Origin of the sequence: Thermococcus sp. ES12, assembly GCF_012027515.1 — an archaeon.
Taxonomy (GTDB): domain Archaea; phylum Methanobacteriota_B; class Thermococci; order Thermococcales; family Thermococcaceae; genus Thermococcus; species Thermococcus barossii.
The window spans coordinates 253,094-277,841 of record NZ_SNUP01000003.1 but is presented as its reverse complement, the minus strand read 5'-3'; the positions used below and the strand labels follow the sequence as shown (position 1 = coordinate 277,841).

The window sequence follows — 24,748 nt, the reverse complement described above, 5'->3', positions numbered from 1 at the left end:
CGGTCTCGTTTCGACCCCGGAAGTTAAGCCCGCCAGCGATCCCGGGTGTACTGCCCTCCGGGAGGGGGCGGGAAACCGGGGACGCCGCCGGCCATTACAACTTCTCGCAAGTCTTAAATCCTCTGGGCGCGTACTCCTTCTCGATGAGCCGTATGGTTTCGGAGGATGAACTCCGGAGGAGATGGGAGAAGACCGTCGAGCGCCTTTTCCGGGAGGGTATCATAAAAAGCGAGGCCGTTAGGAGGGCTTTTCTTAAGTATCCGCGCTACCTCTTCGTTCAGAGGCGCTACTGGGACTACGCCCACGTAGATGAGCCCCTTCCAATTCCCGCGGGACAGACGATAAGTGCCCCGCACATGGTGGCCATAATGCTTGAACTGGCTGAGCTTAAGCCCGGGATGAAAGTCCTTGAGGTCGGAACGGGGAGCGGGTGGAACGCTTCTCTCATAGCCGAGCTGGTGAAGACTGATGTTTATACCATCGAGAGGATTCCCGAGCTGGTTGAGTTCGCGAGGCGGAACCTTGAGAGGGCGGGGGTGGAGAGCGTCCACGTTATCCCCGGGGACGGCACGAAGGGCTTCCCGCCGAAGGCCCCCTACGACAGGATAATCGTAACCGCTGGAGCGCCAAAGGTTCCGGAGCCACTCGTGGAGCAGCTAAAGCCCGGAGGAAAACTGATAATCCCTGTGGGAAGCTACCATCTGTGGCAGGACCTGCTGGAGGTCGTCAAGCTCCCCGACGGTTCGATAAAGACCAAGAATCACGGCGGTGTTGCCTTCGTGCCCCTCATAGGGGAGCACGGCTGGAGGGGGTAGGCTTTTAAGTTTCCCCTCGCTCTCTTTTCAGGTGGTACGATGGTCAGGCTCATCGCCTTCGATCTTGAGGGAACGCTGGTCAAGTCAGTCTCCAGCTGGGTGGAGTTACACAAGCGCTTTGGAACGTGGGATAAGGGCAAGGAATACGCCGAACTTTTCTTCTCCGGGAGGATAGACTACGTGGAATGGGCAGAGCTGGACGCCTCCCTCTGGAAGGGACACACCAGGGACGAGATTGTGGAATGGGCGAACTCCGTCGAGTACATGGAAGGCGCCAAGGAGCTCATCGGGTTTCTGAGGGAGAACGACTTCAGGATAGCGATACTCAGCAGCGGGCTCATGTGCCTCGCGGGGAGGATAGCGCGGGAGCTCGAAGTTGACTACGTCTTCGCCAACGAGCTGATATTCGACGAGAACGGCCTCGTGACCGGAAAGGTCAACCCCCTCGTTGACTTCAAGAGCAAGGGGACGATACTCCGGCAGCTGAAGGAGGAGCTTAAACCGGAACTCACCATAGCGGTTGGGGACGGCTTCAACGACCTGAGCATGTTCAGGGAAGCCGATGTGAGCATAGCCATAAACCCGCACGAGGGTGTTGAGGGCGACCACAACGTTGAAAGCCTCCACGAGGTCATGGAGATAATCCGGGGCCTCATAGAAGAGCGGGGTCAGTGAAGGGCGTGTTCCTCACCGCTCAGCAAAGCAAAAGCTCGTCATCCCCCTGTTGGCCCGACCGGAACCCCCGCCTCACTCCTCTGCGGGGTGGGCGGACGTCGGGCCGGGTTGATGTTCGGCAGCGGATTTAAAGGCTTTTCTCACATCCCGGCTATCTTCAGCTGAATCCACCAGAAGATGTCGCCCCAGAAGTAGCTTATCAGAAAGCCGAGGAAGAGCGCCGGTGCGAAGGGCATGGACTTCTTTCTCAGAAAGCTGTTCTCAAGCATCCCCTCCTCGACGAGCCGCTTCAGCTCTTCTATCTGCTCCCCGCTCAGCCCTTCGGCACTTGACGAAGCTATCACCCTCCCGTAATCCGGATGAAGTGCTCCCAGGTCCGCACTTAGAAGGGCGTTCTTTATCCTTGTGAAGGCGTCGTTTCTGTCTCTGAGGATTTTTCCATCCTTCTCAAAGACGGTCTCGCCAAGTATGTCCCACTCCCTGAGCTCCTCCACAGTTACTTCTTCCATCAGAACCTCGGTGCGCATGAACTTCACGAGGGAAAAGAAGACCTTGAACAGGTACAGCACGGTGAGGAGCTTCAGGAACGCTTCCGCGGTGGTAACTGGTTCCTGATATGCCAGGTACGCCAAAACCCCGATTCCTACCGCGTCTCCTACCTTCCTGAACCTTCCGAAGACGTATATCGCGGCGATTGTGAATATCCATGACCACAGCCCGACGATTGAAACCCCTACGGTCTCCCGGATTATCAGCCTCAGCCCGAGGGCGGCCATTATCCAGAGGGATACTTCGAGGGTAAGCCGTGCCTTGTCGGTGAATATCTCCCTCAGCTCGGCAAACTTCCTTCTGGCGATGAGCACCCCAAAGGCGTAAACGAAGATGAAGGGGAATATCGCGATGATGCTGTTGAGCAGTATGGTTAGGGGGTAGAGGGGATACTCAACGGTGTAGGGCGCAACGATAGATGCGGTTGCCGGCGCGTATGGCAGGAGAGCCGAGAAGCCCGCCAGTATCACGGCATCGCCGCTGGCCCATGCGCCGAGGTAGTAGAGAAGCAACCCGAGAACGAAGCCCAGTATGAGACCAATGAAGCCGGAGGCGGCCAGGAGTGTGTTTCCCTGGCTGAGCCCAAGGTAAAGGTAGTAGAGCACCCCGACCTCAACGGCGGGTATTATCAGTTTGGGAATCCACCCGGGAAGGCTTTCCTCCTCATCCTCCTCTTCCCATCCAAGGAGCTTTCCTATCAGAGTGAGCGTCGGAAAGATGTGATTGTCAAAAACGAATCCGGTCTTTACGTCAGTGTACGAAGTAACGGCTCCCATAACCAGCCCCAAAAGCAGGGGAACGTAATCCATGATTCCACCTCATAGATCTTCGAGAATCTGCTTCCTTACTTGGGTTGTGTAGTTTGATATCGCCTCGTTGAGGTTCCTCGTGCCGTTGAGAACCACCCTGGCGGCTATGGTTACCAGAATCAGAACCGCCGCCAGCATGAACAGGTACTCAAGGGCTCCCTGGGCTCGTCTCATCTCTCACACCTAACCTTTCTTCGGTGCTAAAGGATTTAAAAGTTTCCATCGGCTAAGCTTTTAAGGAGAAGGTCAAGCCGGAATGTGGTAAAAATGAGGGTCTATCACCTGAGGGTCCGCGAGGAGTACCTGGACTACATAAAGTCCGGGGAGAAGAGGATAGAGGTCCGGGTGGCGTATCCGCAGCTTAGAGGTATAAAACCGGGGGATAAGATAATCTTCAACGACTCGGTTCCCGCCGTGGTAACCGGGGTCAAGCGCTACGAAACATTCCGACAGGTCTTGAGGGAGGAACCGGTAGGAAAAATCTTTCCCGACGAGCCGAGCTTCGAGAGGGCCGTTAAGAGGTTTCACGGCATGTATCCCAAGTGGAAGGAGAACCGCTACGGCGTCATAGCCATTAGGTTCAAGCTCCTCGGTGAGGGGAGATGAAGCACCTCGAATTTGACGGCAGATACGCTGAAGCCATACTGAAGGGCAGGAAGAGGGCGACGGTTAGACTTGGGAGAAAACCGAATCTGAAGGAGGGCGATACGGTTCTGATACACTCCGGCGGCTACGCGATAGGGAAGGCCATAATCGAGAGGGTCGAGAGCAAGACGGTTGGAGAGCTCACCGACGAGGACGCTTTTCTGGACGGCTTTTCGGGCAGGGAGGAACTTATCAGAGCCCTGAAGGAGCACTACAGATACGTTAACGACGATTCCACCGCCCACGTCATAGTCTTCCGCCTCGTGGAGCGCTTTGATAAACCCGTTATGAGCTCCGACTACGCCTACGAAGGCAACCTGCCCATAGAGATAGCTGAGAAGGCTCTCGAGCACCTCGACCTTTCCGGGGAGGACAGAAAGCTGCTGGAGCTTTTCCTTAAAACAGGCAGCCTGAGGAAAGCGGCCTACAGGCTCGGCGGTCTCAACAAGAGGTATCTGATAAGGGACGCCCTCAGGAGGGCCTACGGGGAGCTGAAAAGGAGGGGCATCATGGGGCCGAAGGTTTGAGCCCCTCTAGGACGCTCGTTTCTCCACCGTTCTTGACGGCTGAAATTACGACAGGAATCAGCTTGAAAGTGCCCCCGTGGATTACGCGCTTGAGGTCTCTCATGAAGGTTTCCATTTCGAACTCGTCCCGAAATTCCAGCTTGGCCAAGAAGTCATACTCCCCGTAGAGCCAGTATCCATCAACGGGGAGCCTTTCCAGAACCTCGTCCCGGACGCCCCAGACGAGGAGTATCGCCTCGATTTTCATCACCCCCGTCGGCGATTCGTCCCCGAGAGTGAATAAAAGTCTTTCTAAGTATTTTCCGTCATAGATGCAACTTTCTGAAAAATTTTGGGGTTCAACTTGTCGTTCCGCCGGGCAAGGGTTTTAACGTCAGCCCCTAACCTCCTCAGGTGGTTGCTATGAAAGCGGTCTTCTTTGACTTCGTGGGCACTCTCATAACGAAGGAGGGCGAAAACGTAACCCACCAGAACATAGTTCGCGAGGTTCTGAAGAGAGCCGGGAGGGACGACCTCGACTATCTCATGCTCTGGGAGGAGTACGAGGCCGAGAGCTCGGCGATGTTTAAAGAGCTTGCCGGCAGGCCCTACGTCAAAATCCGGGACGTTGATACCGAGGCGATGAAGAAGGTTGCTGGAAGATACGGTTTTACAGTTCCTGACGATTTTTGGGAGATTAGTCTTGAGATGCACGCGAGGTATGGAGAGCTCTTCCCAGATGCCGTTGAGGCGATTAAAGCACTTAAAGACCTTGGCCTGCACGTTGGCATAATCACCGACTCGGACAACGACTACATAGAGGCCCACCTAAAGGCACTCGGCATCTACGACCTCTTTGACTCGATAACCACCAGCGAGGATGCGGGCTTCTACAAGCCCCACCCGAGGCCTTTCCAGCTCGCCCTTGAGAGGGCCGGCGTTGAAGCGAACAAAGCTCTCTACGTCGGTGACAACCCTGCGAAGGACTGCGTCGGGGCGAAGAAGGTGGGAATGCTCAGCGTTCTCCTCGACCCCAACGCTGCCAAGCGCGAGCTCTGGGGGGACTGTGACTTTGTTGTCTCAAGGCTGAGCGAGGTCGTTGAAATCGTTAAGGGCCTGATGGAAAAATGAGGGGTCGGCAACGGCAGGGGTCTTCATGGCCGCACTGGGCGGCTCGTTTAGCGAAATTTTCGTCATTCCCCCTCTTCTTCACTCCCTGAGCCTCTGGTAGGCGGCGTAAAGCCTCTGGAGGACGGTTATCCACGCTAGGACTGCAACCGCGTAGAGGCCGTACTCAACGTGGCCGAAGAGCGCGGTAATGATTATTATCAGCAGCCTCTCCGCCCTTTCGGCTATTCCCACAGCCAGTTTTCCGGAGCCAGCCAGCTCGGCCCTGCAGCGCTCGTAGCTGACGAGGTAGCTCCCCATGAAGGCTATGAAAGCAACACGCCAGTCGGCGAGATTTCCGAGGGCTATCCCGAAGAGAACCGCACCGTCGCTTATCCTGTCGAAGGTTGAATCCAGGAACGCTCCAAAGCGGCTCGTCTTTCCTGTCAGCCTCGCGAGCGTTCCATCGAGGGCATCGACGAGAGAGCCGAAGAGCAGAACGAGAGCCGCTATGACCTGCTCGCCGCGGTAGAAGAGGTACGCCCCGGCGAGGCTTATCAGCAGACCGAGGACGGTTATCGTGTTCGGAGTCACTCCCGCCCTCGCGAGGGGTCTCACGAGGGCCTCAAGGTAGCCCTTAACGTTCTCGCGGTAGCGGTTGAGAACCATGAGCATCCCTCACTTCAGCTCGATTACCCTCTTCCCCCTCTCCTGCGGGATTATCCTGAGCTTCGCCCCTTCGAACTCCTTTCTGAGGCCTTCTCCGTCGAGCAGTCTGTCCAGGAAAACCGCCAGAGCGGCCACCTCGCTGTGGGGCTGGTTTCCCACTGCCACGTTGTAGTCGGCCATCTCATAGACCTCTTTGGGCACCTTCTCGGCACCGACGACGACGAGCACGTCCTTCCCCTTCCTCAGCTCGTCCCTGATTCTCGGCATAGCTTCATCAACGTGAATCCCGTACATCGTGAGGTGGACTATCACTCCTCCTCGGTTCTTCCACTCGCGCATGATGCGCTTCCAGCTGGGGTCAAAGGTTATCTCAAAAGGCCCGCCCCAGCGTTCAACCACGTCCTCCACGCTGTCTTTTACGTGCTCATCCATCTCGGCGGCTATTATAATCTTATCCGCCCCGAAGGCCCTCGCCGTTAAAGCCACGTGCGTCGTTATCCTCTTGTCCCTTTCCGGTCTGTGTCCGAGCCTTAGAACCGCTATCATCATACCTCCCCCGCGAATATTCTCCAGTACCTGGTGAAGTCGTCCCTCCAGGTCATGTTCTTGTAGAATTCGTACATGGTTTTTACGTCTTGCTCTATCTTGCTCGTGCTGTAATCGCTCAGCACTCTATTCAGGTCTTCCTCGCTGGGTGCGGAGGCAAAGATAAAGAGGGCATAGAGCCTCTCGTTCTCATCGAGGTTGTTCATGACGAGCATGAGCTTTGACCTCAACTCCGGTTTCAGCCTCTCGGTTACGGTCTTCAGGAGCCTGTCCTCAAGGTTCGCGAGGAAATCGCCGGTGACGTCAACGTGTTCGTGCCCCTGAAGGGTTGCCGGTGCCTGGGCGACTATTCTGAAGCCGTCGCGGGTCACAAGCTGGTACACCTTGGGGAAGTACGGGCTGGCGAGGTACTCGTCAACGGAACCAACGAAGTCGTGTCTCACGTCCACGATGTACCACCCGTCGGCGGTGTAGAACTCGGTCATGGGTCTCATCGTGCAGTCCGTTCCGTTGGAGAGAGTTATAACTCTGGCGGGGATGTCAACCGAGCGCAGCATCGCCGTGATGAGTATCTGGGCCTCCGCGTAGCTTATCCTGTCCTGCGGGAGTATCTTATCCGGCTCAAGGGTGGAGGTGGTGTCCCCGAGGGAGTACGTCCTCATCATCCAGCTGTATATTGCCTCCGCTGCCTGGGGCTCCGATTCTGAGTTGCCGATTATTCCCAGCGTGATGTTCCTGAACTCGGTTCTGTTGAACTCCGACGTCGAATTGTAGCGCTTCATCCAGTAGCCGTCGACTATGTATTCGTCCGTTACCCAGTGATACTTCAGGCCGTAGGCATCCTTTAGAACCTCGGTGCTCTGGTTCCAGGGTTTCCACACCACCTTCAGCGGGAAGCTCTTGACAGTGCTACCCTCGGCGCCGCTTATCGCGTACTTGAGGATGGTGGATATGTACCCCTCTCGGTACGCGTACGGTGCCCTTACGGTGTATCTGATCCTCACCTCGTCCTTTCCGTCAACAGATGCCGGAAGCGTCCCTGCGCTCACGACCTTCATACCGTTGAAGAGGTTGAAGCTGAGGTCGCGGAGCTCTATCGGAACGTCGAGCTTGTTCTTGATAATGACTGTTATATCGGCAGTTTGCCCACCCTCGATGACCTTGGGTGCCTCAACGTTTACCTCTACCTCATCGGAAGGGCCGGCCTCACTCGACACCGTTATTCTGAACTGTCCGTAGAAACCCGTCCACGAACGTTTGAGCTCGTCGGTAAGCTCAAGGGACAGTTTCAGGCTGTAGACACCGGGCTTAAGGGGCGCCCTAAGAATCCAGACGAGCTGAACGCTCTCGCCTACGGGGAGTATTTCCGGAAACTTTGGCTCTTGGAGTATCTGAAAGCTGTCGTCTCCGAGGACGAGCGTCGCACCGGTGAGCCCGACTTTTCCGGTGTTGTTCACGAATATAACCACGTGAATTGTTCCTCCGGGCCGGACGAGTGTCTTATCAACCGAGAATTTAACCTCCGCAGGAGGCTTGAAGAGGCAGCCTGAAACCACCACGATGAGAATCAGCAGGAGAGGGATTATCTTTCTCATGACCATCTTCCAAACCCTTTAAAGCCACAACCGTTAATAAGCTTTAGGTGGTGCCGATGATAACTCTGACGACCGACTTTGGCCTTAGGGGCCCCTACGTTGGGGAAATGAAGGTTGCTATGCTGAGGCTCAACCCGGAGGCGGTAATCGTTGATGTCAGCCATTCAATAACCCGACACTCCATCATCGAGGGCTCCTTCGCCATGGAGCAGGTCGTCAAATATTCTCCGGAGGGAACGGTTCACGTTGGCGTCATAGACCCCGGCGTTGGAACCGAGAGGAGGGCGGTAATAATCGAAGGCGAGCAGTGGCTGGTCGTTCCCGACAACGGTTTAGCCACGCTCCCCCTCAAACACATTAAAGCGAGGAAAGTCTGGGAGATAGACTTCGAGAGGGTGAAGCGCTTCACGAAGTGGGAGATAAGCTCGACCTTCCACGGGAGAGACATTTTTGGACCGGTTGGGGCCCTGCTGGACGCATGGGTTGAACCCGAGAAGCTCGGAAGAGAAATCCCCCTGGAAAGCTTAATCAGACTGGACGTCGAACCGAAGAGGGAAGATGACCTCTGGCTGCTCAGGGTGATTTACATCGACGACTTTGGGAACGTCATCCTCAACCTCGAGGACTATGAAAAACCAAGGGCCGTTGAACTTCCGGATTTCGACTTGAGTATCCCCTACCTCGACACCTACGGACAGGTAAAGCCCGGAGAACTGCTCGCACTCCCCGGAAGCCACGACTACCTTGAAATAGCCGTCAATCGGGGAAGCGCGGCGGAAATGCTTGGACTTAAGGTCGGGGACGAGGTGAGGGTGAAGTTGGTTGGAGGTGATTGAATGGTAAGGCGCGGACTCTTCGTCGGCCGGTTTCAGCCGGTCCACAACGGGCACATAAAGGCCCTTGAGTTCGTTTTCTCGCAGGTTGATGAGGTGATAATCGGCATAGGGAGCGCGCAGGCGAGCCACACGCTCAAGAACCCCTTCACGACGAGCGAGAGAATGGAGATGCTGATAAGGGCCCTGGACGAAGCTGGTTTAACCGGCAAGCGCTACTACCTAATTCCGCTCCCGGACATAAACTTCAACGCCATCTGGGCGACCTACGTGGTGAGCATGGTTCCGCGCTTCGATGTGGTTTTCACGGGCAACTCCCTCGTTGCACAGCTCTTCCGCGAGAAGGGCTATGAAGTGATAGTCCAGCCTATGTTCAGGAAGGACATCCTCTCGGCGACGGAGATAAGAAAGCGCATGGTTGAAGGTAAGCCGTGGGAGGAGCTGGTTCCAAAGAGCGTCGCCGAGTTCATCAGGGAGATAAAGGGCTGCGAGAGGATAAAGATGCTGGCGACAAACCTTGAAAAGAACGAGAAGGAGCTCCAGGCGCCGATAAGGATTCCGGAGTTTTAGAAGATCCCCTCCTTTGAACTAGGGCCACGTGCGCCCATTTCAATCGTTTCCATGAAGGGGTTCCCGATCGGAAGCTTGGGTCTTATGACAGGTTAGTCTTTCAATCACCCCGAGGACATCCTCCAGTGAAACCTCCTTGGAAGGCTGAACGTTATCCTTGGAGCCAACGTGCTTATGATGTGGGAAAGTCTCTACATCCCTGTGGTGCGGCGCGTTATCCCAGCGAACTATAAGCTCCCCATTCCTCTGCCACTGGAACGAGTAGTTGTAGTCATCCTCGGAGACGAACTCCCTGATGTACAGAACGCTCCCGTCTATTAGCTCTGCCTTGATTTTCAGGAAATAGAAGCTCTCTCCTTCTTTGTAATCGAGAATCTCGTAATCCTTAACAACGGGACGGCCATCAAGCAACTCTAACTCTCTGAGCATGCTTAATCTCCCTGAGCCTGCTTTTGAGTTCTTCCAGTTTCTTTACGTATGCCTTCCACTCAATGTAGTCGTCCCATGCCTCGAAAGACTCCTCCGAGCTTTTGAGTTTTTTCTCGAACTCTTCAATCGTCATCCCATATTTCTCCTCGAACATCCTGATTTTCTCGCGTATCGGAGCAAGCTCGGAGATTACCCTCAGCTTCTCGTGAGCCAGCACGTCCCTCTTCGAAATCACGACCTCGCTCATCGCCATCACGTCACTAACTTGACCCACTGGAATAAATACCTTTTCCCGCCAGCCACCAGAACATCGCCCCCGCCAGCAGGAACATCGCTAAGCTCGCCGCGTACGGGAGAGTTGCGTGGATGCTCGCTAAAGCACCCGCGATGAACGGCGTGACGAGGCCAATCAGCCTGTTGTAGCTCGATATTGCCGCGTGGAACTCGCTGGCTCGCTCCTTCGGAATCAGCGAGAACTGCCAGGAGCGGTAGAAGGGAAACCAGAGGGTGTTCCCGAAGTCTCCCACCGCGTAGACAACCAGCGCCAGCCAGAAGGGCGGTGAGAGCGCCATGACGAGGGCATAGGCGGCGTTGATGAACATCCCTGCCCCAATCACCTGAAAGCCCTTCCCCTTTGGAACCCTCTCGCTGGCGTAGGTGCCGATTATCGAAGCGAGACTGCTCGCGCAGGCTATGAGCGTTACCTCGAAGACTGTCTTATGGAGCACGAAAACGACGTAGTTGATGAGCACTATCTCGGGGGCGAGCGCCCAGGCAAGCGTGAGCAGGGCCTCGAAGGCGAGAAGGACCTTAAACTCTCCGACCTTAAAGGTGAAGCCCTCCGCGCTGATGCGCTCCTCTTTGCCGACCGAAGGCAGGAAGAGCCAGATGTATGCCACCGTAACGGCCGAGAACAGACCGAAGAAGATGAAGGCCCAGCGGTAGCTCTCCGCGCCGGGGTAGAGGTAGCCGAAGATGTAGCCGAGGATGGGAAAGGTTATCAGCCTCGCCACCTCCGGAAGGCGCAGGTGCCAGGCAAATATCTCCTCGTACTTATCCGCGGGATAGATTATCTGCTCGTAGGCACGGTAGAGGGGGTAAAGCACGGTTGATAGCTTCTCCACGGTTCTTCCGGCGAAGAGCACAAGTGGGGCTATGGTGCCTCTGGCGAGACCATAAAGGACGTAGGCGATGCCGTCTAGGATGTCTATTACAATCAGCCCCTTCTTGATGTCCCAGCGGTTGAAGAGCCTCCCGAAGAGATAGGTAAGGGGAATCGAGATGATGTTCACAGCGGTGAAGAACGCTCCGACCTCAAGGACGGAGTAGCCGACCTTCATCATGTAGAGGGGAAACAGTATCCAGACTATCAGGCCGGGAGCTATAATGGTGTGGTAGAGCATGTACGCTTTGGCATCCTTCGGAATCTCACTCCACTTCATGTCTTTGAAGTTTGTCAAGGTGTTTTAAATTATTTTCTAAATTTGAGAGAAACTAAGGCATTTTTAAAACAACTTGAGAAAGAAAATTACATGAGACTGGAACAGCTGACAACCAAGAAGTGGTTTTACATCATTTTGTTAATCCTCGTACTTCCTTCCACTCTACACCTCCAAGAGTTATTCCCCAGAAGAGACATCAAACGTTGTGTTTTGAGATACTTAGCCACTCCCTTCTTCCCTGTAAGCAATTAGCTCCAATCTTCCATGTCTCAGCCATTCTGATGATACTCTGTCTGCTCATCTTCAAGAACAAGTTTGGGAGGATTTTTGTAGTATATGTTTGATTTAACTACCTCTTCATAGCTGGGCCCGAGAAAGTTAATGAAGTGCTGATGGTGCTGGGTTAGGGATTTTGACAACTGGGACTTATGCGATCAATGTGTCATGAATCTTTTCTGGAGAACGAAATTTGCATGTAAAAAAGCAATGAGTGGAGCCAAAGTGAGGAAGAGTTTGTAAAAAGAGTGGCTTTGCGTTAATGGCAAAATTAGCTATCAGCGACAAGAAGGCGAGTGATGAAAAGTTTGAGAAGTTCTTCCCTTACATCCTCGAAGGAGCTAAAGACGAAAGAAACTATGTTAAGAAAGCTGTAAGCTGGGCGCTGAGGCAAATTGGAAAGAGAAATGCACGTCTAAACGAAAAAGCCATCAAACTGGCTGAAGAAATTGAAAATTAGGAACCAAAAGCGCAAAATACATAGCTAAAGAAGCCCTCAAAGAGCTGAGAAGTGAAAGGATTCAGCAAACACTTGCTACAAAACCTTTATAAATTGGTCATTCCAATGACCAAATGGTGATATTATGGTTCATCCAGATGACTATATTACCGGACATATACTCAACCTTCCAGCCCTTCTCAAACCCTATAACAAACCCAAAAAGCGAGAGCTCTATGACTGGCTCGTCTCTAAGGTGGATTCGTATCTGAAATATGGAAAAGCCGATACAATCTTACTTCTTGGCATAAGAGGGGTTGGGAAGACAACGCTTTTAGCACAGCTTTACTTTGATGCAATTTCAAAAACGAACCCAAATCACGTGCTTTATCTACCCCTTGATAGGCTCCAAGCTTTTGGGCTAAACCTCCTGGATGTCGTAGAAGCTTATAAGAGAATGATAAAGCCAGAGAAAGCTGTGATACTCCTCGATGAGGTTCAGTATGAGGACAACTGGGACTTAAAGCTTAAGCTCCTCCATGATGAGAAGAGATTTCTCATTGTTGTGACGGGTTCCTCGGCGATAAAGCTCAGAGAAAGTCCCGATTTGGCAAGAAGAGCTCTTCACAAAGAGCTTTTCCCAATGACCTTCAGAGAATATTATCGCCTCAAAATCGGTGAATCCCTTCCAGGACTCATGTGGGAGATCCTCAACTTGGAAGAAATCGAGATTCCACTCCTTAGGGAAGAGATAGTCGAGTACGTAAAAGTTGGCTCCATGCCGCTTTCGCTTGAGATGGAAGAATGGGAGGTTTATGAGAGGCTCATCACGATGCTCGATAGAGTTGTTTACCGTGACCTTAGAGAAGCTCATGAATTCGACGCTGAAACGCTCGACAAAGCCTTCAGCCTACTCTACTTAATGGCTAATCCAAAAGGGGAAAGATTCAGCTATGAAAAGCTTTCCAAAACGCTTGGCTTGGCCAAGGGAACCGTTATAAAGCTTGTAGATGCCCTTGAGAAAGCTGGTCTTGTTCAAAAAATTCCCACTCATGGTTCGCTTTCTAAGAACATCAGAAAAAATCCGAAGATAAAGTTTCTTGCAGTTCCGATAAAATCAGCCCTTCTTTACAAAGCTGGCATAAACATCAACAAAGAGGAAGTCTTTGCCTCTCTTCTTGAAGATGTCGTGGCGTTTTACCTTTACTTGATTGCAAAGGTAAAAATGGGAAAGCTAAGCTATGAGCCGAGTAAAGGAAGCGCTGACTTTGTACTTGAGGTCGGCGGTGGAAAGGTGGTAGTTGAAGTAGGTCTTGGGAAGGAAAAGAAAGGTCAGGTAGAGAGGACTATGGAGAGAGTTGGGGCCGAGAAAGGGATTGTAATTGGGAGGAGGTATAAGGTTGACGAGAGAGTTGCCTTTTATCCATGGCAGGTATTTGTGGCAGGGTTTTAGGGGAAAAAGCCCAAGTATGCAAAGCATAAAGGTCGATAAAGATGGTTAAAGGGATATTTGTTAAGAGCGTGTTGAACAAGCATAAAAAGAGGGACGAATGGTTTTTGGACGATTATTCTCTGAACCCCTACCAGCTCTGTGAGTTTGGGTGTGTTTACTGCTACATTCATGGAAGTAAATATGGAGAAACCAAAAGCTTAGCTGTTAAAGTAAATGCTCCCTTGATTCTCCAAAGAGAACTCAGAAAGGGGGCAGAAAGAAAGGAATACGGTTTCATAGCACTCGGTTCGGCAACTGAACCTTGGCAACCAATGGAGGAGAAGTATCAAGTGACGAGGAGATGCTTGGAGGTTATCCTCAAGTTCAAGTTTCCTGTGCACTGTTTGACAAAATCAACTCTAATCTTGAGGGATTTGGATTTGCTGAGAGAAATAGATAGGAAGGCTATTCTTCCCGGGGATTTGGAAAATTTAAGGGGAGTTTTGATAACATTCTCATTCTCAAGCTTGGATGAGAGGATTGCAAAAATCTTTGAACCAAAAGCTCCCTCTCCAAAGGAAAGGCTTGAAACGCTTTGGCGGGTCAAAGAGGAAGGATTTTACGCTGGAATCGCCTACATACCAGTGCTGCCATTTATTTCAGATTCAGATGAGCAGATGGAGGAAATGATAAAGGTTGCTAAAGAATTCAGCGCCGACTATGTTTTTGTTGGGGCTCTGACCCTCTATGGGAGCGGGAAAACAGCGTATTACAGCATTCTTGGGAAGTATTTTCCAGAGCTGCTACCGAAATATGAAGAGCTGTTCAAATTTAATCAGCCAAATTGGGAGTATCAAAGGAGACTTGAAAAGAAAGCAAGAGAGCTTTGCAAAGAGTATAACGTAAGGTATAGGATTGTATGAGATGCAAAGAGCAAGCTACCTCAGAACACTTAATCCCTTTCTTTCAGCGCTCCATTTAAAAGTACTTCCAAATCATCTCAAGCACTTAACATAAATCAAAGCTGGCTCGCCCCACCCCGGATACGGGTCTATCAGCGCTATTCTCACGAAGCCCCTCAGCTCGTAGAAGCGCCTCGTCGCGTCGTAGGGCTCGTATGAGAGGTCGCCAGAGGTTTTAACGACGAGAACCTCAAAGCCCCTCTCCTTAGCCCACTCTTCGGTAAAGAGGAGCATTTCCGTCCCTATACCTTTTCCTCTTAGCTCTCTCCTAACGGCCATCCAGAGGATTTCGAGGGCTTTTTCGCTGAGGGGCTTGACAGTTATGAAGCCGAGAACGTCTCCCCCCTCGATGGCAACGAAGGTCCTCCCCTCCCCTAAATCCCGCTCCATCGCCCTGAGCCCGGCCTCGTTGAACCACTCGGGCAAGTCTCTGGCAATCTGGAGGCATCTGCGAATTTCGTCTCTCTTGGTGAGGGTGTGGATGTCCATTGGATTCATCCTCCGGCTCATCTTTCGTGGGAACGTTTAAATGGGGTTCCCCCAAGTTTGGTTGGCGGTCATCGTGCTGAAAAAATTATTTCCCGCGGCGTTTCTCGTTGCCCTTCTGCTCGCATCTGGCCTGTTCCTTGTGAACCGGAACCCCGAGCTCCCGCCCTGCGAAAACAACGTCACCTACTCCCTTTCCCCCGACGTCAACGGATCCCTTGGCGTTCTTGTGGTCTATATGGATCCCGGCATAAGCCACGAGAGGGCAGAGACCGTTTTCGACGCCGCAAGGGACGTCGGTGCGAAGTGGGTCAGGATAGGCTTCATCTGGGCCATAGCAGAGCCCTCTCCTGGCGAGTACAACTTCACTGAGTTCGACTGGATCATCAACGCCGCCCTCCAGAGGAACCTCTTGGTGCTTCCCGTCGTGATGTTCACGCCGAGGTGGGCCTCAGAAAGACCGGACGCAAGGAACTACTACCTCTACCCTCCATCAAACCCCGAATACCTCCGCGAGTTTGCGAGGGCCCTTGCAGCGCACTACCGGGGGAGAGTAACCCACTGGGAGCTCTGGAACGAGCCAGACATGGCCGGCTTTTTGAATGACCCCGATGGAGACGGCTCGACCGCCGACGATTACGCGGAGATGCTGGCCCACTTCTACCGTGGGATAAAGGAGGGAAATCCCAGCGCCAAGGTCGTCCTCGGCGGGCTGGCCAATTCAAAGGCCGAGCCCTCCTGCGAGGGGAACTACCTCAGAAAGCTCCTGAGCGACCCGGAGTTTCCAGCCGGGCGGAACTTCGACGTCATGAACGTCCACACGAACTTCCGTAACCCCTGGGAAATAGTTGAGAAAATGCGGGAAATCAGGACTGTCCTGCAGGAGTTCGGCCTTGAAAAGCCAATCTGGGTAACGGAGACGAGCTACACACCCGTTAAAAGGTTTCAGATTCTGCCGTGCTATCGGGGAGAGGAGGGCTTTGAACGCTACGTCCATGACGCGCTCGTGGTGGAGCTGAACGAGGGGGCTGAAGTGGCCTTCTGGGCGGCCCTCCACGATTACGGAGGTGACAGGCCAGAGAGCGACCCGTACAAGTACTCCGGCCTCTACACCTACGACCTGAAACCCAAAGGCGCCGCGGAGGTCTTCAGGAATCTGAGCGAGGAGCTGGCAGTTAACGGCTCTCGCTGAGTTTCAACTTCTTCCGCGGGGGACATGTACGGTATTTATTCCAGCCGCTTCCTGAACACCAGCACGTTAGGCTCCTCCGCCTCGTCCCAGAGGAAGAGGCCGAGCCGTTTTAACCCCGGCAGGAGCGGCTTAACCCCGCTCGGGAGCATCACGTCGAACTCTTCCCTGTCCCTCTCCCTCGCGACCCACGCCATCGCCGGAAGGGTGGCCTTGAGCGTCGCGAGACCGACTTCCAGCGGCGTGAAGGTCGTTCCCTCCTTCGGGGCCAAAAAGCGGAAGCCGTTGATGTCGTAGAGCTCTGCATTTCTCCGTATCCACCCTAGGGCTTCCTCGCTCCTGTGCACGAACTTCCAGCCGACGGGAACGGTGCCGAGCGTCAGGTCTTCAAGCGCTGGCTCGATCCGCTCCGGCTCCTCGGGTTCAAAGCTTTCAGTTTTTGCCCCGAAGACGAAGAACCTGGCCCTCACGTGGAAGCCCGTTCTCTCGGCCATCGAAATGCTCTCACGGTTGAGAAAGTAAGTCGCGAACTCGAGGGCCTCGACCTTACCCTCGCGGGCGAGTTTGCTTCCGAGTTCGAGCATGAATTCGTGTAGAAGCCTCCCGTAGCCCTTACCTCTATAATCCGGGTGAACCCTCAGCCCCTCAAGCCAGCCGACCTTTTCCGGGAGAAGCGTCAGCTTCGCCGTGCCGATTACCTTTCCATCAACCTCCAACACGTAGAAGTGGCCGTCTCTAAGCCACTCGTCAAAGACCCCCGCCAGGTAGTCTTCCCCGCCCCACGTGAGCCTTGAAATCTCCTCGATGAAGGGTCTATCTTCAGCCCTTGCCTCCCGGATGAGCGGTTTCATGCCATCACCGGTACGGCTTGAGGGAAACCTTTTAAGGTTCTTTCGTTATTACGAGTGGTGGTGTTAATGGGACGTGTTGCTCCACTCATCATTGCCGTGCTCCTGGTCGTTACAGCCTACACAGGCTACGGGTACCACCAGCGGGAAGCGGAGCTTGGTGCAACCATGAATGGCCTGCTGGAGGTTTCAGACATGGCCATCTTCTGCCTTGAAGATTCTGGGTCACTCGGAATCCTGCTCGAGAGCAACGTGAGCGACGACATCCTCCGGGAGAGGCTGGGCAGGTACACCTCCTGCTCCATGATGCTGAGGAAGGCATCGTTCTCCATCTACCTCGCGAATAACGAGGAGCGATACCGGAACCTCAGTTTGGTCGCCGCCGATCTTGAGGTCTATTTTCACGCAACCATGAACAGCCGGAACCCGCGAAAGCTACTTTCGGAGAACATGGAAACCATCGATGAAATCTCCAAAGAGCTGGGCGCGATACTCCAGGGCGGTGGGGCGAAGAACCTGAGTGATGAGCGGGTCGGGAGGCTCTTCAACCTAACGGAGAATCTATCGGGCTGAAGAACTATTTCTTCGCGTTCCAGTATCTGGTTTAGTACAGCCCCACTGTCAGGCAAAAATCGGGAAAGTGATGGTTTCGAAGGATGTTTTCCGGGAGATAGCCACCCCCCATCACCTCCACATTGCCCTGGCGGAGGTTTTGACACCCGGCTTGTCCCCGTAGAGCAGTATCAGGACGTCCATGTCCCCGTAGGTGGAGATCTCGATGTAAACCGCTTCTCCGTTTTTCTCGAAGAGGTCATTGGCCACCAGGTGTCTCCTCTCATCGTGGGAGGGAAGCTCGACGTAGTCCCTCTCCACCCACACCGTTTCGAGGAACGCTTTCTTGAGCTGGAAGTAGACTTCCATGCCGAGCCGGGCAGGATAGAACAGCACCACCGCTTTCGTGTCACCTGAGGCGTTCCCCTCCAGCTTGTATATGTACCCCTCGAACCTCAGTCCCACCTTTTCCGTCCAGTTCCAGGGCCTCACGTCGTTCCTCAGTTTGCCGAAGGAGAGCAGCGCACCTGGACTTGCTCCGCCCGTGCCGACCACATGCCAGAAGAAGTCGCTGGTCGAGTACCTGGGCTTCTTGATGACGATGGCGAGGTAGTGGTTGTAGCGGTACTGGACGAAGGCCGTTAGGGTGTCTGAATCCCGGGCGAAGGTTCTCGCGTAGGGTTCCCTTCCGTCGTCGGTTCTCTCCCAGCCCTCAGCCAGGAGCTTTTCGGTCAGTTCATCGAGGGCTTTGAGGTAAGCGGTGGCGTTTGGATAGACGAGGAGCATAAACTCGACGTCGTCAGTCCTTCCGCTGTACCAGGCCGCCGCCGGGACATCGGGAATCTCCACAAAGTCCGCCGTGATGTTGAAGTCCTTCCTGAGGTCATCGAGGACCCTCGATATCACCGTTTCAGGCCTCACGCCCCTTTCGCTGACCGGCCTGAAAACGCCCCCTGGCACCTCTGCCCCCCGCTCGAAGGATAGCCCCTCCGTCGGGTCTCCTTCGGACCACATGTCGTTTACGATGGCTTTGACATCTCCGGACTTCCCGAGCAGGAGGGCAACGCGCTCCAGGCCGGTGATCCTCGCCAGTTCTATGTAGGTCCCCGTACCGTTGGCCTCGAAGTAGTCGCCGGCCATAACGCTCCCGACTGGACCCCGGGTGTTGGTGTTGATGTACTCACCCTCAACCCAGCCGTTCCTGAGAAACGCCTCCTTGAGCTGGAGATAGACCTCTCTGCCCTCGCCTGGCCGGTAGACGAGAAAAACCGCGCTGACGTTGGTTCCCTTAACCTTCCCCTCAAGGGCGTCCAGGTAGCCCGAAAACTTCAGACCCCTCTCCTCGCTCCAGTTCTCCGCGATCACTTTGACCTGCAGGAAGGGGCCGAGAACCTTGCCGGGGCTGGGTCCGTAAGCAATGGCACTCTCCAGGAACTCCGAGAGGTGTTCCCTCCTTTCTTCCGCGCTCCCTCCAGCGGTCCTCGCCACGGACAGGACATAGAAGTAGCGTTCGTAGAATAGGAATACCAGGTAGGTCTCGTTTCCTTTCTCCCAGAAGATATCGTCTCCCCGCTGAAAGCCGTCCCCCTGCAGGAGTTCCACTACGTGATTCATGGCTTCTTTGGCCGCCGTTGAATTGGGATAAACAAAGAGGCCGAACTCGGTGCCGTTCGCCGTTCCGGTAAAGCTTGAGAGGCTCCTCTGAGGTTGGGGTATGCTCACCCTCCCCTCGGTGACGTTGTACCGTTTCGATAACCTGGAGACGACGTCAAGGATCGCGTACTCCGGCGGATATGCGAACCAGTCCGTTGGTTTCGGTTCGAATGTTCCCCCCGGAAACGTGGCTTTTACAGCCTCCGGAGGGGAAATGTTCATGGGGGGTCCATGTTCTCCACTTTTGAAGGCCGTTTCCGTTTCAGGGCTTCCGGTTTCTTCTCCAGGCGGACCGTTGATGCACCCGCTGGACGTTGTGATCAGAACTATAAGGATCAGTGAAACAATAAGTTTGATGTGCCTCATAGGGAACCCCGGGTACTTTTGGATTTTAAATTATAAGTATTTTTCCCTTGCAAGTTGTTCAAGGATTGGCGCCCGTCCGGTTCCCATTGCGGGGGGTTAGGTGAGTTACGAGGGATTAGGGGGCTAAGGGCTAGAGCAAGGCGATGACCATCTCGACTCTCTCCCTCACTCCAAGGGCAACACCTTCCCCCAAAACCTCTATCGATCCGTTCTCCCAGGGCTTTCTCCTGCCCACCACTTCTCCCTCCCCGGAGAGTTCAACGATGACGGCGTTTCCTTCGAGCTCCCCACCGACGAGAAGGCAGTCTTTGGTGGCGAACATCGAAGTGGCGGTTCCCTCCCCGAGTGTGATGCCCCTCTTCCCTACCCGAACCCAGAAGTTCTCGCCGCGGTAGCCCGCGAGGACGAGCTTTTCACACCACAGACCGGCAGTCAGCGCTATTCCCTCCGCGAGGGCTTTCTCCCCGATAAACTCTCCACTGGAGCCAAAATCGAAGACCCTGACCTCCCAGCGCCCGGTTTTCACGCTCCCGATGAGCTTGAAGCCGTTCTCAGATGGAAGAAGTGCCGTGAATACTACGTCTTCCCAGTGCCCAAAGTCCCTCAGCAGGAGGAGTTCACCTTCGAGTGAGAGCCTTCCGAGGAGGAAGCCCTTGCCGCCGGACCTTCCCGTCTCGCCGGCGATGAAGAGACCTTCCTCTGTCGGAAGAACCGAATAGACCGCCCCGTTCTCCCTCACATCAATCTTCCGCTCCCAGAGGACGTTTAAGCTTTCGTCGAGCCTCGCGACGTAGGCCTTCCAGCCCTCGCCGCCGTTCGGTGTTGCAACGCCTTCGACGGCCCCGCCGATGATGTAGCCGCTGTCCAGTTCCGCTGCGCTGTGGCCCTCCCAGTCGTTTTCTCCAGCCAGAAAGCGGGTTTCAACGATTTCCTCCCCTACAACCCTCGCCAGCATTATCCTGTAGTTCCTCCCGTCGTGAACGCTTCCGACGACGAGGTCTTTAGCCATGGCAGCCGGAACCGTCTCAACACCGAATGAGTAGGTTCTCATGGCTCACCCTCCAACGGCCATCGTTGTTACCACTCAAAAAAGTTTTTAAGGGTTATCCATGACGATGAATTCAGGTGAAACTGAAAAAATGAAGGTTGCCCTAATCCCGATGCGCGTTGAGGTTGGGAACTTCGAGGGCAGCTGGAACGAGTTCAAAAAGCGCTTCAATGAGGCTTTGGAGCACGAGCCCGACTTCGTGGTCTTCCCGGAGTACTGCCTGACCGGCTTTGAGGAGTGGGACTTCAGCGGGGCAAAGCTGTACGGTGAGATAATCGAGCGGGTGAGCGAACTGGCCAGGGAGAACGGCGTTTACATTGTCTTTGGCCTTCTTGAACCCTACAAGAACTGCGTCTACAACTCCGCCCTGCTGATCGGTCGAAACGGCGAGGTGCTCCTCAAGCACCGCAAGTTCCAGGAGCCGATGAAGTTCTGCACCGGCAACACTGTGAGAACAACCAAAACAGAGTTCGGAAAGGTGGCGATAATCATCTGCGGCGACCTTTACAACAAGAGGATAGCCAAGTGGGTTAGACGGAAAAGGCCCGACTACCTCTTCGTGCCGATGGAGTACTCGCCGGAATCTGGAAAAATAACATCCGAAGACGTCGAGGCGATGTCTGAGCGCGTTAAGCTCCTTGGCGTCAGGACCTTTGTTGTGAACAGCTTTCCGCCCGGCGGGGCGTGGGTCTTCGATGGGAACGGGAAGCTTCTGGCGTCATCGGAGGGAGAGAAGATTCTGGTTGCAACTCAGATGTTCCAAAATCCTTAAACCCTGCCATGCCGAGACTCAAGCGGTGGTAATATGGAGCTCTACGATGTGAACGAGTTCTGGAAGTTCGACCTCAGGGTCGGCCTTGTGAGGAAAGCCGAGAGGCTAAGGAGGACAAGGAAGCTGATAAAGCTCGACGTTGACTTTGGAACCGAGGAAAGGACGATAATAACGGGTATAGCCGACCAGTACAGTCCTGAGGAGCTTGAGGGGAAGAAGTTCATCTTCGTCCTGAACTTGAAACCGAAGGAGTTCTCAGGGGTCAGGAGCGAGGGGCTACTTGTCGTGGCGGAGAGCGAGGATGGCAGGGTCTATCTCCTGCCCGTTCCGGAGGACGTCCCAGAGGGCACGAAGGTGTGGTGAATGTGGAGCTCTGCCAGGTTCATCGATGAGGGCGTTGCCTTCTCAAGGATGCCAGCGGTGAGTGAGCTCGATCGTGTTGCAGGAACCTTCGACGCTGTTGTCGTCCTCGTCGAGGAGTTCGAGCTTCCTTATTCCATCGAGGAATGGGAGAAAAGGGGCGTTGATGTTCTTCACAGCCCAATCCCCGACTTCTCGGCCCCTTCACTGAATCAGCTCCTCGAAATTTTGGGGTGGATTGAAGGAAAACGGATGCAAGGCAAGAGGGTTCTCATCCACTGCCTCGGTGGCCTCGGGAGGAGCGGAACGGTGGCTGTGGCGTGGCTGATGTACTCCAAGGGAGTTCCACTGAGGGAGGCCCTCGCGAGGGTCAGGAGTATAAGGCCCGGGGCCGTGGAAACCCCTGAACAGATGAAGATTCTGGGGGAACTTGAGGGCTACCTTAGAAGCCGTTGAAGCTCACTACCTCCTCGAGCTTTCTTCTCTCGTACTTCGGCTTCGGGTCGGCGGGATAGCCAACGGGCAGTATCGTCTGGAGCTTGTATTCCGGAGGAGCCTTTAGAAGCTCCTCTACCGGTTTTGGATTCGGCGGCGTGTAGGTCACGGTCCCGAGGCCTAACTCTTCCAGGGCCAGGAGAAGGTAGCCGACGGCTATCCACGTTGACTGGAGCCAGTAGGGGGCTTTTGTGTGCCCGAAGACAAGTATCAGGTAGGGCGCCTCGCTGAGAAAGGGTTTCTCCGGAGTAAAGCCCTTCGCGCTGAGCCACGCCATCAAATCTCCTCTAGTTCCGGAGTAAAACTTCCTCTCTTCCCCCTCGCAGAGTTCCCTTACCTTCCCCTTCAGCCAGGGGTCGTCTATCACCACGAACTTCCAAGGCTGGGCGTTCATTCCGCTCGGCGCTTCCTTGGCCACCTTGATGGCCGTCATTATGTCCTCCCTGGGAGGCACATCAGGCAGGAATTTTCTCACGGTCTTCCTCCGCCTGGCGAGCTCAAGGGTTCTCATGGCCACCAGCTCCATCAAACTCCATGAAGTCCTCCAAATCCCATGCGAACCATCCCTCTTTCCTCAGCTGTTCTTTTCCCATAACCTCTTTCGCGACGAGCCCGTAACCCTTTTCCCACCCTTCAAGGCCCATCAACCCTGCCTTGCGCTCCAGGTCCTTCAAAATTCCCCGGACCTCCCTCTCGCCAAGTTCCTTCCACTTCACCTCGACGAGGAGGGCCCTTTTTTCCCGCTCGTCGAGGGCAACGATGTCTATTTCCTCGTTTTTATGCCACCACCTTCCAAGCCTGCTGGGCCTCAGAGGGAGCTTTCCCTCCCTTCCCAGCCTGACGAGGAACTCCCTGGAAACCTCCTCGAAGACTGAACCTAGGTATGTGCTGTATCCCTTCAGAAACTCCTCCCAGAAGTCGAGGCTCTCGAGCTCTATCTCGTCCCTGTACCGCTCAACGAACCTGAAGTAGAAGGCGAGGTATCTGTCAGATATTCTGTACCTTGTGTGCTTAGTCTTCAGTGGGGCGGTAACCGGAGTTTCCCTCCTCACGAAGCCGAGTCTTTCGAGGACTTCCAGGTACTTGAAGAGGTTCGAGCGAGGGATTCCTGTGTAGGTGCTTATCTCATTGAAACGGGTTTTGCCCTCGGCGATTGCCTTCAGGATGAGCTTGTACGTCCGCGGTTCCCTCAGCTCGCTTGAGAGCAGGAAATCCGCCTCGGCGTATAGGAATCCATGCTTGCTGAAGGCGACCCGCTTGACGTCCTCAAAGTGGCTGAAGAGGAGGAGATACGCCGGAACTCCGCCGGTCACGCCGTAAATCTTCACAGCTTCTTCAACGTCAACGCCGAGCAGCTTCCAGGAGCTGAAGAAGTCGAGGGGGCCGAGCTTTATCTGGCCGTCTCTCCTGCCGTAGAGCGGACTTTTCTGGCCCAGCACGTGCTCCTCCATCATACCAACGCTCGAACCGACGAGTATGAGATAAATCCCGGAGTTCCTGACGATTTCATCGACTATGTACTGAAACTCGCTCAAAACCCTTCTGTCCGACTGGATGAGATATGGAAACTCGTCTATGACAACCACGACCTTCCCCTTCTCCGCGATGTACCTGAAAGCCTCCTCGAAGCTCGAGAACGACGACTCGTTCAGGAAGGGGGCGAGGTGCACCTTGAGAACCTCCCGGGTGAACCCCCTCAGGTTGTCCTGGTAGGTGCTGTTTCTGGCGAGGTAATAAACCGACGGTTTGTCCCTCATGAACTCCCTGACCAGGCGGGTCTTTCCCACGCGCCTCCTCCCATAGATGGGAAGGAATGCGTTCTCCCCCTCCCAGAGTCTTTCCATGAACTCTATCTCGGACTCCCGGTCAACAAAAGTTATTACCATAGTATGATACTCGACTTATAACTTTTTAAGCATTGCGCTCACACGTAGAACACCATGCCGTCATAGGCGACGAGAACCCTGTTTTCCCACCTCCGCCTCACGTACTCCGTCAGCTCAAGGAATGGCAGGTTCTTGTGGGAGATGTGGCTTAGAACCGTCCTCTCGGCCAGCCTTAGGCCCAGTTCGGCAGCTTCATCGACGTTGTTGTGGTAAGGATCCTCAATTCCCGGCGGGTAGGTTGCATCGACGATGGCGAGCCTGAGGGGAGCTTTCTCCGTCAGGAACTCAAGCGTCTCCCCCGGCAGGTCCTTGGTGTCATAGAGGATTGCGATGGCCTTCCCGTCCTCCTCGATCAGGTAGCCGAGGGTTTCAACTTGGTGATTGAGCCTCAGGGCCGTTATCCTCAGCGTGTCCAGCTTAATAACGTCACCCGCTTTCACCACCCTTGGCTGGAGGTTCTTGGGCTCGCGGAGGATCAGGGCGTCGGCGTGCCCCTCCGGAGCGTAGAGCGGGGTTTCAAGTGCCATCCAGCGGAGCTTGTAGAGGCCGTAGATGTGGTCGTGGTGCCAGTGAGTCAGAAATATTGCCTCCAGGGGGACGTTGAGGTAATCCCTTATGTCCGTGCCCACGTCGAAGAGAACCGCTTTCCCCTTTTCGGTGATCACAGCGAGGGTCGAGGGCTTCCTCTGGGCGAAGCCGAACCTCCTCGCCTCGGTGCAGGTTGAGCAAGTGCATAAGTGAGCGGGAATCCCCTCGCTGCCGCCGGTGCCTATGAAGTAGACTATCAAATCCAC

At 54.4% G+C, this 24,748-nt stretch carries 31 protein-coding genes and 1 rRNA gene; 16 read left to right on the top strand and 16 right to left on the bottom strand.

Annotation, left to right across the window (positions count from 1 at the left end):
- The 3 genes from rrf to E3E37_RS09385 all read left to right on the top strand — a co-directional run.
- A 5S ribosomal RNA gene (gene rrf / locus E3E37_RS09395) occupies positions 1-93 on the top strand; the annotation flags it as partial.
- A 59-nt stretch (positions 94-152) separates the two neighbouring features.
- Positions 153-815, top strand: a complete 663-nt coding sequence (locus tag E3E37_RS09390; RefSeq protein ID WP_088865045.1) for a protein-L-isoaspartate(D-aspartate) O-methyltransferase — start codon at positions 153-155, stop codon at positions 813-815.
- Positions 816-854: 39 nt separating this feature from the next.
- A complete protein-coding gene (locus tag E3E37_RS09385; RefSeq protein WP_167716801.1) occupies positions 855-1,490 on the top strand; it encodes an HAD-IB family phosphatase in 636 nt (211 codons plus the stop codon).
- Positions 1,491-1,630: 140 nt separating this feature from the next.
- Here the strand turns inward: E3E37_RS09385 and E3E37_RS09380 are convergent, their stop codons facing one another.
- A complete protein-coding gene (locus E3E37_RS09380) occupies positions 1,631-2,848 on the bottom strand; it encodes an A24 family peptidase C-terminal domain-containing protein (protein ID WP_167716799.1) in 1,218 nt (405 codons plus the stop codon).
- 9 nt (positions 2,849-2,857) lie between these two features.
- The gene (locus tag E3E37_RS09375) at positions 2,858-3,022 is read right to left on the bottom strand and encodes a class III signal peptide-containing protein (protein WP_088865042.1); all 165 of its coding nucleotides are present in this window, start codon (positions 3,020-3,022) and stop codon (positions 2,858-2,860) included.
- A gap of 93 nt (positions 3,023-3,115) precedes the next feature.
- On the opposite strand from E3E37_RS09375, the gene E3E37_RS09370 reads away from it, so the two are divergent.
- Both E3E37_RS09370 and E3E37_RS09365 read left to right on the top strand, forming a co-directional pair.
- Positions 3,116-3,454: an ASCH domain-containing protein gene (locus E3E37_RS09370; RefSeq protein ID WP_088865041.1), complete on the top strand. Its 339-nt coding sequence runs from the start codon at positions 3,116-3,118 to the stop codon at positions 3,452-3,454.
- Complete coding sequence (locus tag E3E37_RS09365) at positions 3,451-4,020, top strand: ASCH domain-containing protein (RefSeq protein ID WP_088865040.1); 570 nt, start codon at positions 3,451-3,453, stop codon at positions 4,018-4,020. Before E3E37_RS09370 ends, E3E37_RS09365 begins: the two co-directional genes overlap by 4 nt.
- Here the strand turns inward: E3E37_RS09365 and E3E37_RS09360 are convergent.
- Positions 4,001-4,267 carry a hypothetical protein gene (locus E3E37_RS09360; protein WP_088865039.1) on the bottom strand — a complete coding sequence of 89 codons (267 nt, stop codon included), beginning with the start codon at positions 4,265-4,267 and terminating at the stop codon, positions 4,001-4,003. The two genes, E3E37_RS09365 and E3E37_RS09360, sit on opposite strands and share 20 nt — an antisense overlap.
- Before the next feature lie 155 nt (positions 4,268-4,422).
- On the opposite strand from E3E37_RS09360, the gene E3E37_RS09355 reads away from it, so the two are divergent.
- Entirely contained in the window at positions 4,423-5,130 is a 708-nt protein-coding gene (locus tag E3E37_RS09355) for a TIGR02253 family HAD-type hydrolase (RefSeq protein WP_167716901.1), read from the top strand.
- Between the two features lie 78 nt (positions 5,131-5,208).
- Here E3E37_RS09355 and pgsA read toward each other — a convergent pair whose 3' ends face one another.
- The 3 genes from pgsA to E3E37_RS09340 are packed head-to-tail and all read right to left on the bottom strand — an operon-like array spanning position 5,209 to position 7,922.
- The gene (gene pgsA / locus E3E37_RS09350; protein WP_167716900.1) at positions 5,209-5,775 is read right to left on the bottom strand and encodes an archaetidylinositol phosphate synthase; all 567 of its coding nucleotides are present in this window, start codon (positions 5,773-5,775) and stop codon (positions 5,209-5,211) included.
- 9 nt (positions 5,776-5,784) lie between these two features.
- Positions 5,785-6,321 (bottom strand): tRNA (cytidine(56)-2'-O)-methyltransferase, encoded by a 537-nt coding sequence (locus tag E3E37_RS09345; protein WP_167716797.1) that lies wholly within the window; start codon positions 6,319-6,321, stop codon positions 5,785-5,787.
- Positions 6,321-7,922, bottom strand: a complete 1,602-nt coding sequence (locus E3E37_RS09340) for a transglutaminase-like domain-containing protein (RefSeq protein WP_167716795.1) — start codon at positions 7,920-7,922, stop codon at positions 6,321-6,323. The genes E3E37_RS09345 and E3E37_RS09340 overlap by 1 nt, the downstream gene beginning before the upstream one ends.
- 50 nt (positions 7,923-7,972) lie before the next feature.
- Here E3E37_RS09340 and E3E37_RS09335 point away from each other — a divergent pair, with 50 nt between their 5' ends.
- Together E3E37_RS09335 and E3E37_RS09330 are read left to right on the top strand one after the other, a co-directional pair.
- On the top strand, positions 7,973-8,752 hold the full coding sequence (locus tag E3E37_RS09335; RefSeq protein WP_167716898.1) for an S-adenosyl-l-methionine hydroxide adenosyltransferase family protein: 780 nt from the start codon (positions 7,973-7,975) through the stop codon (positions 8,750-8,752).
- Entirely contained in the window at positions 8,753-9,319 is a 567-nt protein-coding gene (locus tag E3E37_RS09330; protein ID WP_167716793.1) for a nicotinamide-nucleotide adenylyltransferase, read from the top strand. It begins immediately after the preceding gene.
- A gap of 39 nt (positions 9,320-9,358) precedes the next feature.
- On the opposite strand, the gene E3E37_RS09325 is transcribed toward E3E37_RS09330, so the two are convergent.
- The 3 genes from E3E37_RS09325 to E3E37_RS09315 are packed head-to-tail and all read right to left on the bottom strand — an operon-like array spanning position 9,359 to position 11,190.
- Positions 9,359-9,748: a DUF6516 family protein gene (locus E3E37_RS09325; RefSeq protein ID WP_167716791.1), complete on the bottom strand. Its 390-nt coding sequence runs from the start codon at positions 9,746-9,748 to the stop codon at positions 9,359-9,361.
- Positions 9,723-10,001, bottom strand: a complete 279-nt coding sequence (locus tag E3E37_RS09320; RefSeq protein ID WP_240921963.1) for a hypothetical protein — start codon at positions 9,999-10,001, stop codon at positions 9,723-9,725. The genes E3E37_RS09325 and E3E37_RS09320 overlap by 26 nt, the downstream gene beginning before the upstream one ends.
- Before the next feature lie 7 nt (positions 10,002-10,008).
- A complete protein-coding gene (locus E3E37_RS09315; RefSeq protein WP_167716789.1) occupies positions 10,009-11,190 on the bottom strand; it encodes an MFS transporter in 1,182 nt (393 codons plus the stop codon).
- Between the two features lie 538 nt (positions 11,191-11,728).
- Here E3E37_RS09315 and E3E37_RS11565 point away from each other — a divergent pair.
- The 3 genes from E3E37_RS11565 (at position 11,729) to E3E37_RS09300 (ending at position 14,260) form a co-directional block, all read left to right on the top strand.
- Entirely contained in the window at positions 11,729-11,926 is a 198-nt protein-coding gene (locus E3E37_RS11565) for a DNA alkylation repair protein (protein ID WP_206204083.1), read from the top strand.
- A 124-nt stretch (positions 11,927-12,050) separates the two neighbouring features.
- Entirely contained in the window at positions 12,051-13,358 is a 1,308-nt protein-coding gene (locus E3E37_RS09305; RefSeq protein ID WP_167716787.1) for an ATP-binding protein, read from the top strand.
- A gap of 41 nt (positions 13,359-13,399) precedes the next feature.
- Positions 13,400-14,260 carry a radical SAM protein gene (locus E3E37_RS09300; RefSeq protein WP_167716785.1) on the top strand — a complete coding sequence of 287 codons (861 nt, stop codon included), beginning with the start codon at positions 13,400-13,402 and terminating at the stop codon, positions 14,258-14,260.
- A gap of 72 nt (positions 14,261-14,332) precedes the next feature.
- On the opposite strand, the gene E3E37_RS09295 is transcribed toward E3E37_RS09300, so the two are convergent.
- Entirely contained in the window at positions 14,333-14,809 is a 477-nt protein-coding gene (locus E3E37_RS09295; RefSeq protein ID WP_240921962.1) for a GNAT family N-acetyltransferase, read from the bottom strand.
- 40 nt (positions 14,810-14,849) lie between these two features.
- Here E3E37_RS09295 and E3E37_RS09290 point away from each other — a divergent pair, with 40 nt between their 5' ends.
- On the top strand, positions 14,850-15,977 hold the full coding sequence (locus E3E37_RS09290; protein WP_167716783.1) for a beta-galactosidase: 1,128 nt from the start codon (positions 14,850-14,852) through the stop codon (positions 15,975-15,977).
- Positions 15,978-16,012: 35 nt separating this feature from the next.
- On the opposite strand, the gene E3E37_RS09285 is transcribed toward E3E37_RS09290, so the two are convergent.
- A complete protein-coding gene (locus E3E37_RS09285; RefSeq protein WP_167716781.1) occupies positions 16,013-16,825 on the bottom strand; it encodes a GNAT family N-acetyltransferase in 813 nt (270 codons plus the stop codon).
- Positions 16,826-16,891: 66 nt separating this feature from the next.
- Between E3E37_RS09285 and E3E37_RS09280 the strand changes: the two genes are divergently transcribed.
- A complete protein-coding gene (locus E3E37_RS09280; protein ID WP_167716892.1) occupies positions 16,892-17,395 on the top strand; it encodes a hypothetical protein in 504 nt (167 codons plus the stop codon).
- A gap of 111 nt (positions 17,396-17,506) precedes the next feature.
- On the opposite strand, the gene E3E37_RS09275 is transcribed toward E3E37_RS09280, so the two are convergent.
- A complete protein-coding gene (locus E3E37_RS09275; protein ID WP_240921961.1) occupies positions 17,507-19,249 on the bottom strand; it encodes a hypothetical protein in 1,743 nt (580 codons plus the stop codon).
- Between the two features lie 274 nt (positions 19,250-19,523).
- Positions 19,524-20,444, bottom strand: a complete 921-nt coding sequence (locus E3E37_RS09270; RefSeq protein ID WP_167716777.1) for a hypothetical protein — start codon at positions 20,442-20,444, stop codon at positions 19,524-19,526.
- Between the two features lie 88 nt (positions 20,445-20,532).
- Between E3E37_RS09270 and E3E37_RS09265 the strand changes: the two genes are divergently transcribed.
- Genes E3E37_RS09265 through E3E37_RS09255 form a run of 3 tightly spaced genes read left to right on the top strand, consistent with a single transcriptional unit; the run spans position 20,533 to position 22,029 of the window.
- The gene (locus E3E37_RS09265; RefSeq protein WP_167716890.1) at positions 20,533-21,213 is read left to right on the top strand and encodes a carbon-nitrogen hydrolase family protein; all 681 of its coding nucleotides are present in this window, start codon (positions 20,533-20,535) and stop codon (positions 21,211-21,213) included.
- A gap of 33 nt (positions 21,214-21,246) precedes the next feature.
- Positions 21,247-21,576 (top strand): methionine--tRNA ligase subunit beta, encoded by a 330-nt coding sequence (locus E3E37_RS09260; RefSeq protein ID WP_167716775.1) that lies wholly within the window; start codon positions 21,247-21,249, stop codon positions 21,574-21,576.
- Positions 21,577-22,029 carry a dual specificity protein phosphatase family protein gene (locus E3E37_RS09255; protein WP_167716773.1) on the top strand — a complete coding sequence of 151 codons (453 nt, stop codon included), beginning with the start codon at positions 21,577-21,579 and terminating at the stop codon, positions 22,027-22,029. It begins immediately after the preceding gene.
- Here the strand turns inward: E3E37_RS09255 and E3E37_RS09250 are convergent.
- From E3E37_RS09250 to E3E37_RS09240, 3 genes are read right to left on the bottom strand one after another with little or no spacing between them, the layout of a single operon-like run.
- Entirely contained in the window at positions 22,016-22,579 is a 564-nt protein-coding gene (locus E3E37_RS09250) for a nitroreductase family protein (RefSeq protein WP_167716888.1), read from the bottom strand. The two genes, E3E37_RS09255 and E3E37_RS09250, sit on opposite strands and share 14 nt — an antisense overlap.
- Complete coding sequence (locus E3E37_RS09245) at positions 22,566-23,954, bottom strand: ATP-binding protein (RefSeq protein WP_167716771.1); 1,389 nt, start codon at positions 23,952-23,954, stop codon at positions 22,566-22,568. Before E3E37_RS09245 ends, E3E37_RS09250 begins: the two co-directional genes overlap by 14 nt.
- 38 nt (positions 23,955-23,992) lie before the next feature.
- Entirely contained in the window at positions 23,993-24,742 is a 750-nt protein-coding gene (locus E3E37_RS09240) for an MBL fold metallo-hydrolase (protein WP_167716886.1), read from the bottom strand.
- Between the last annotated feature and the right edge of the window lie 6 nt (positions 24,743-24,748).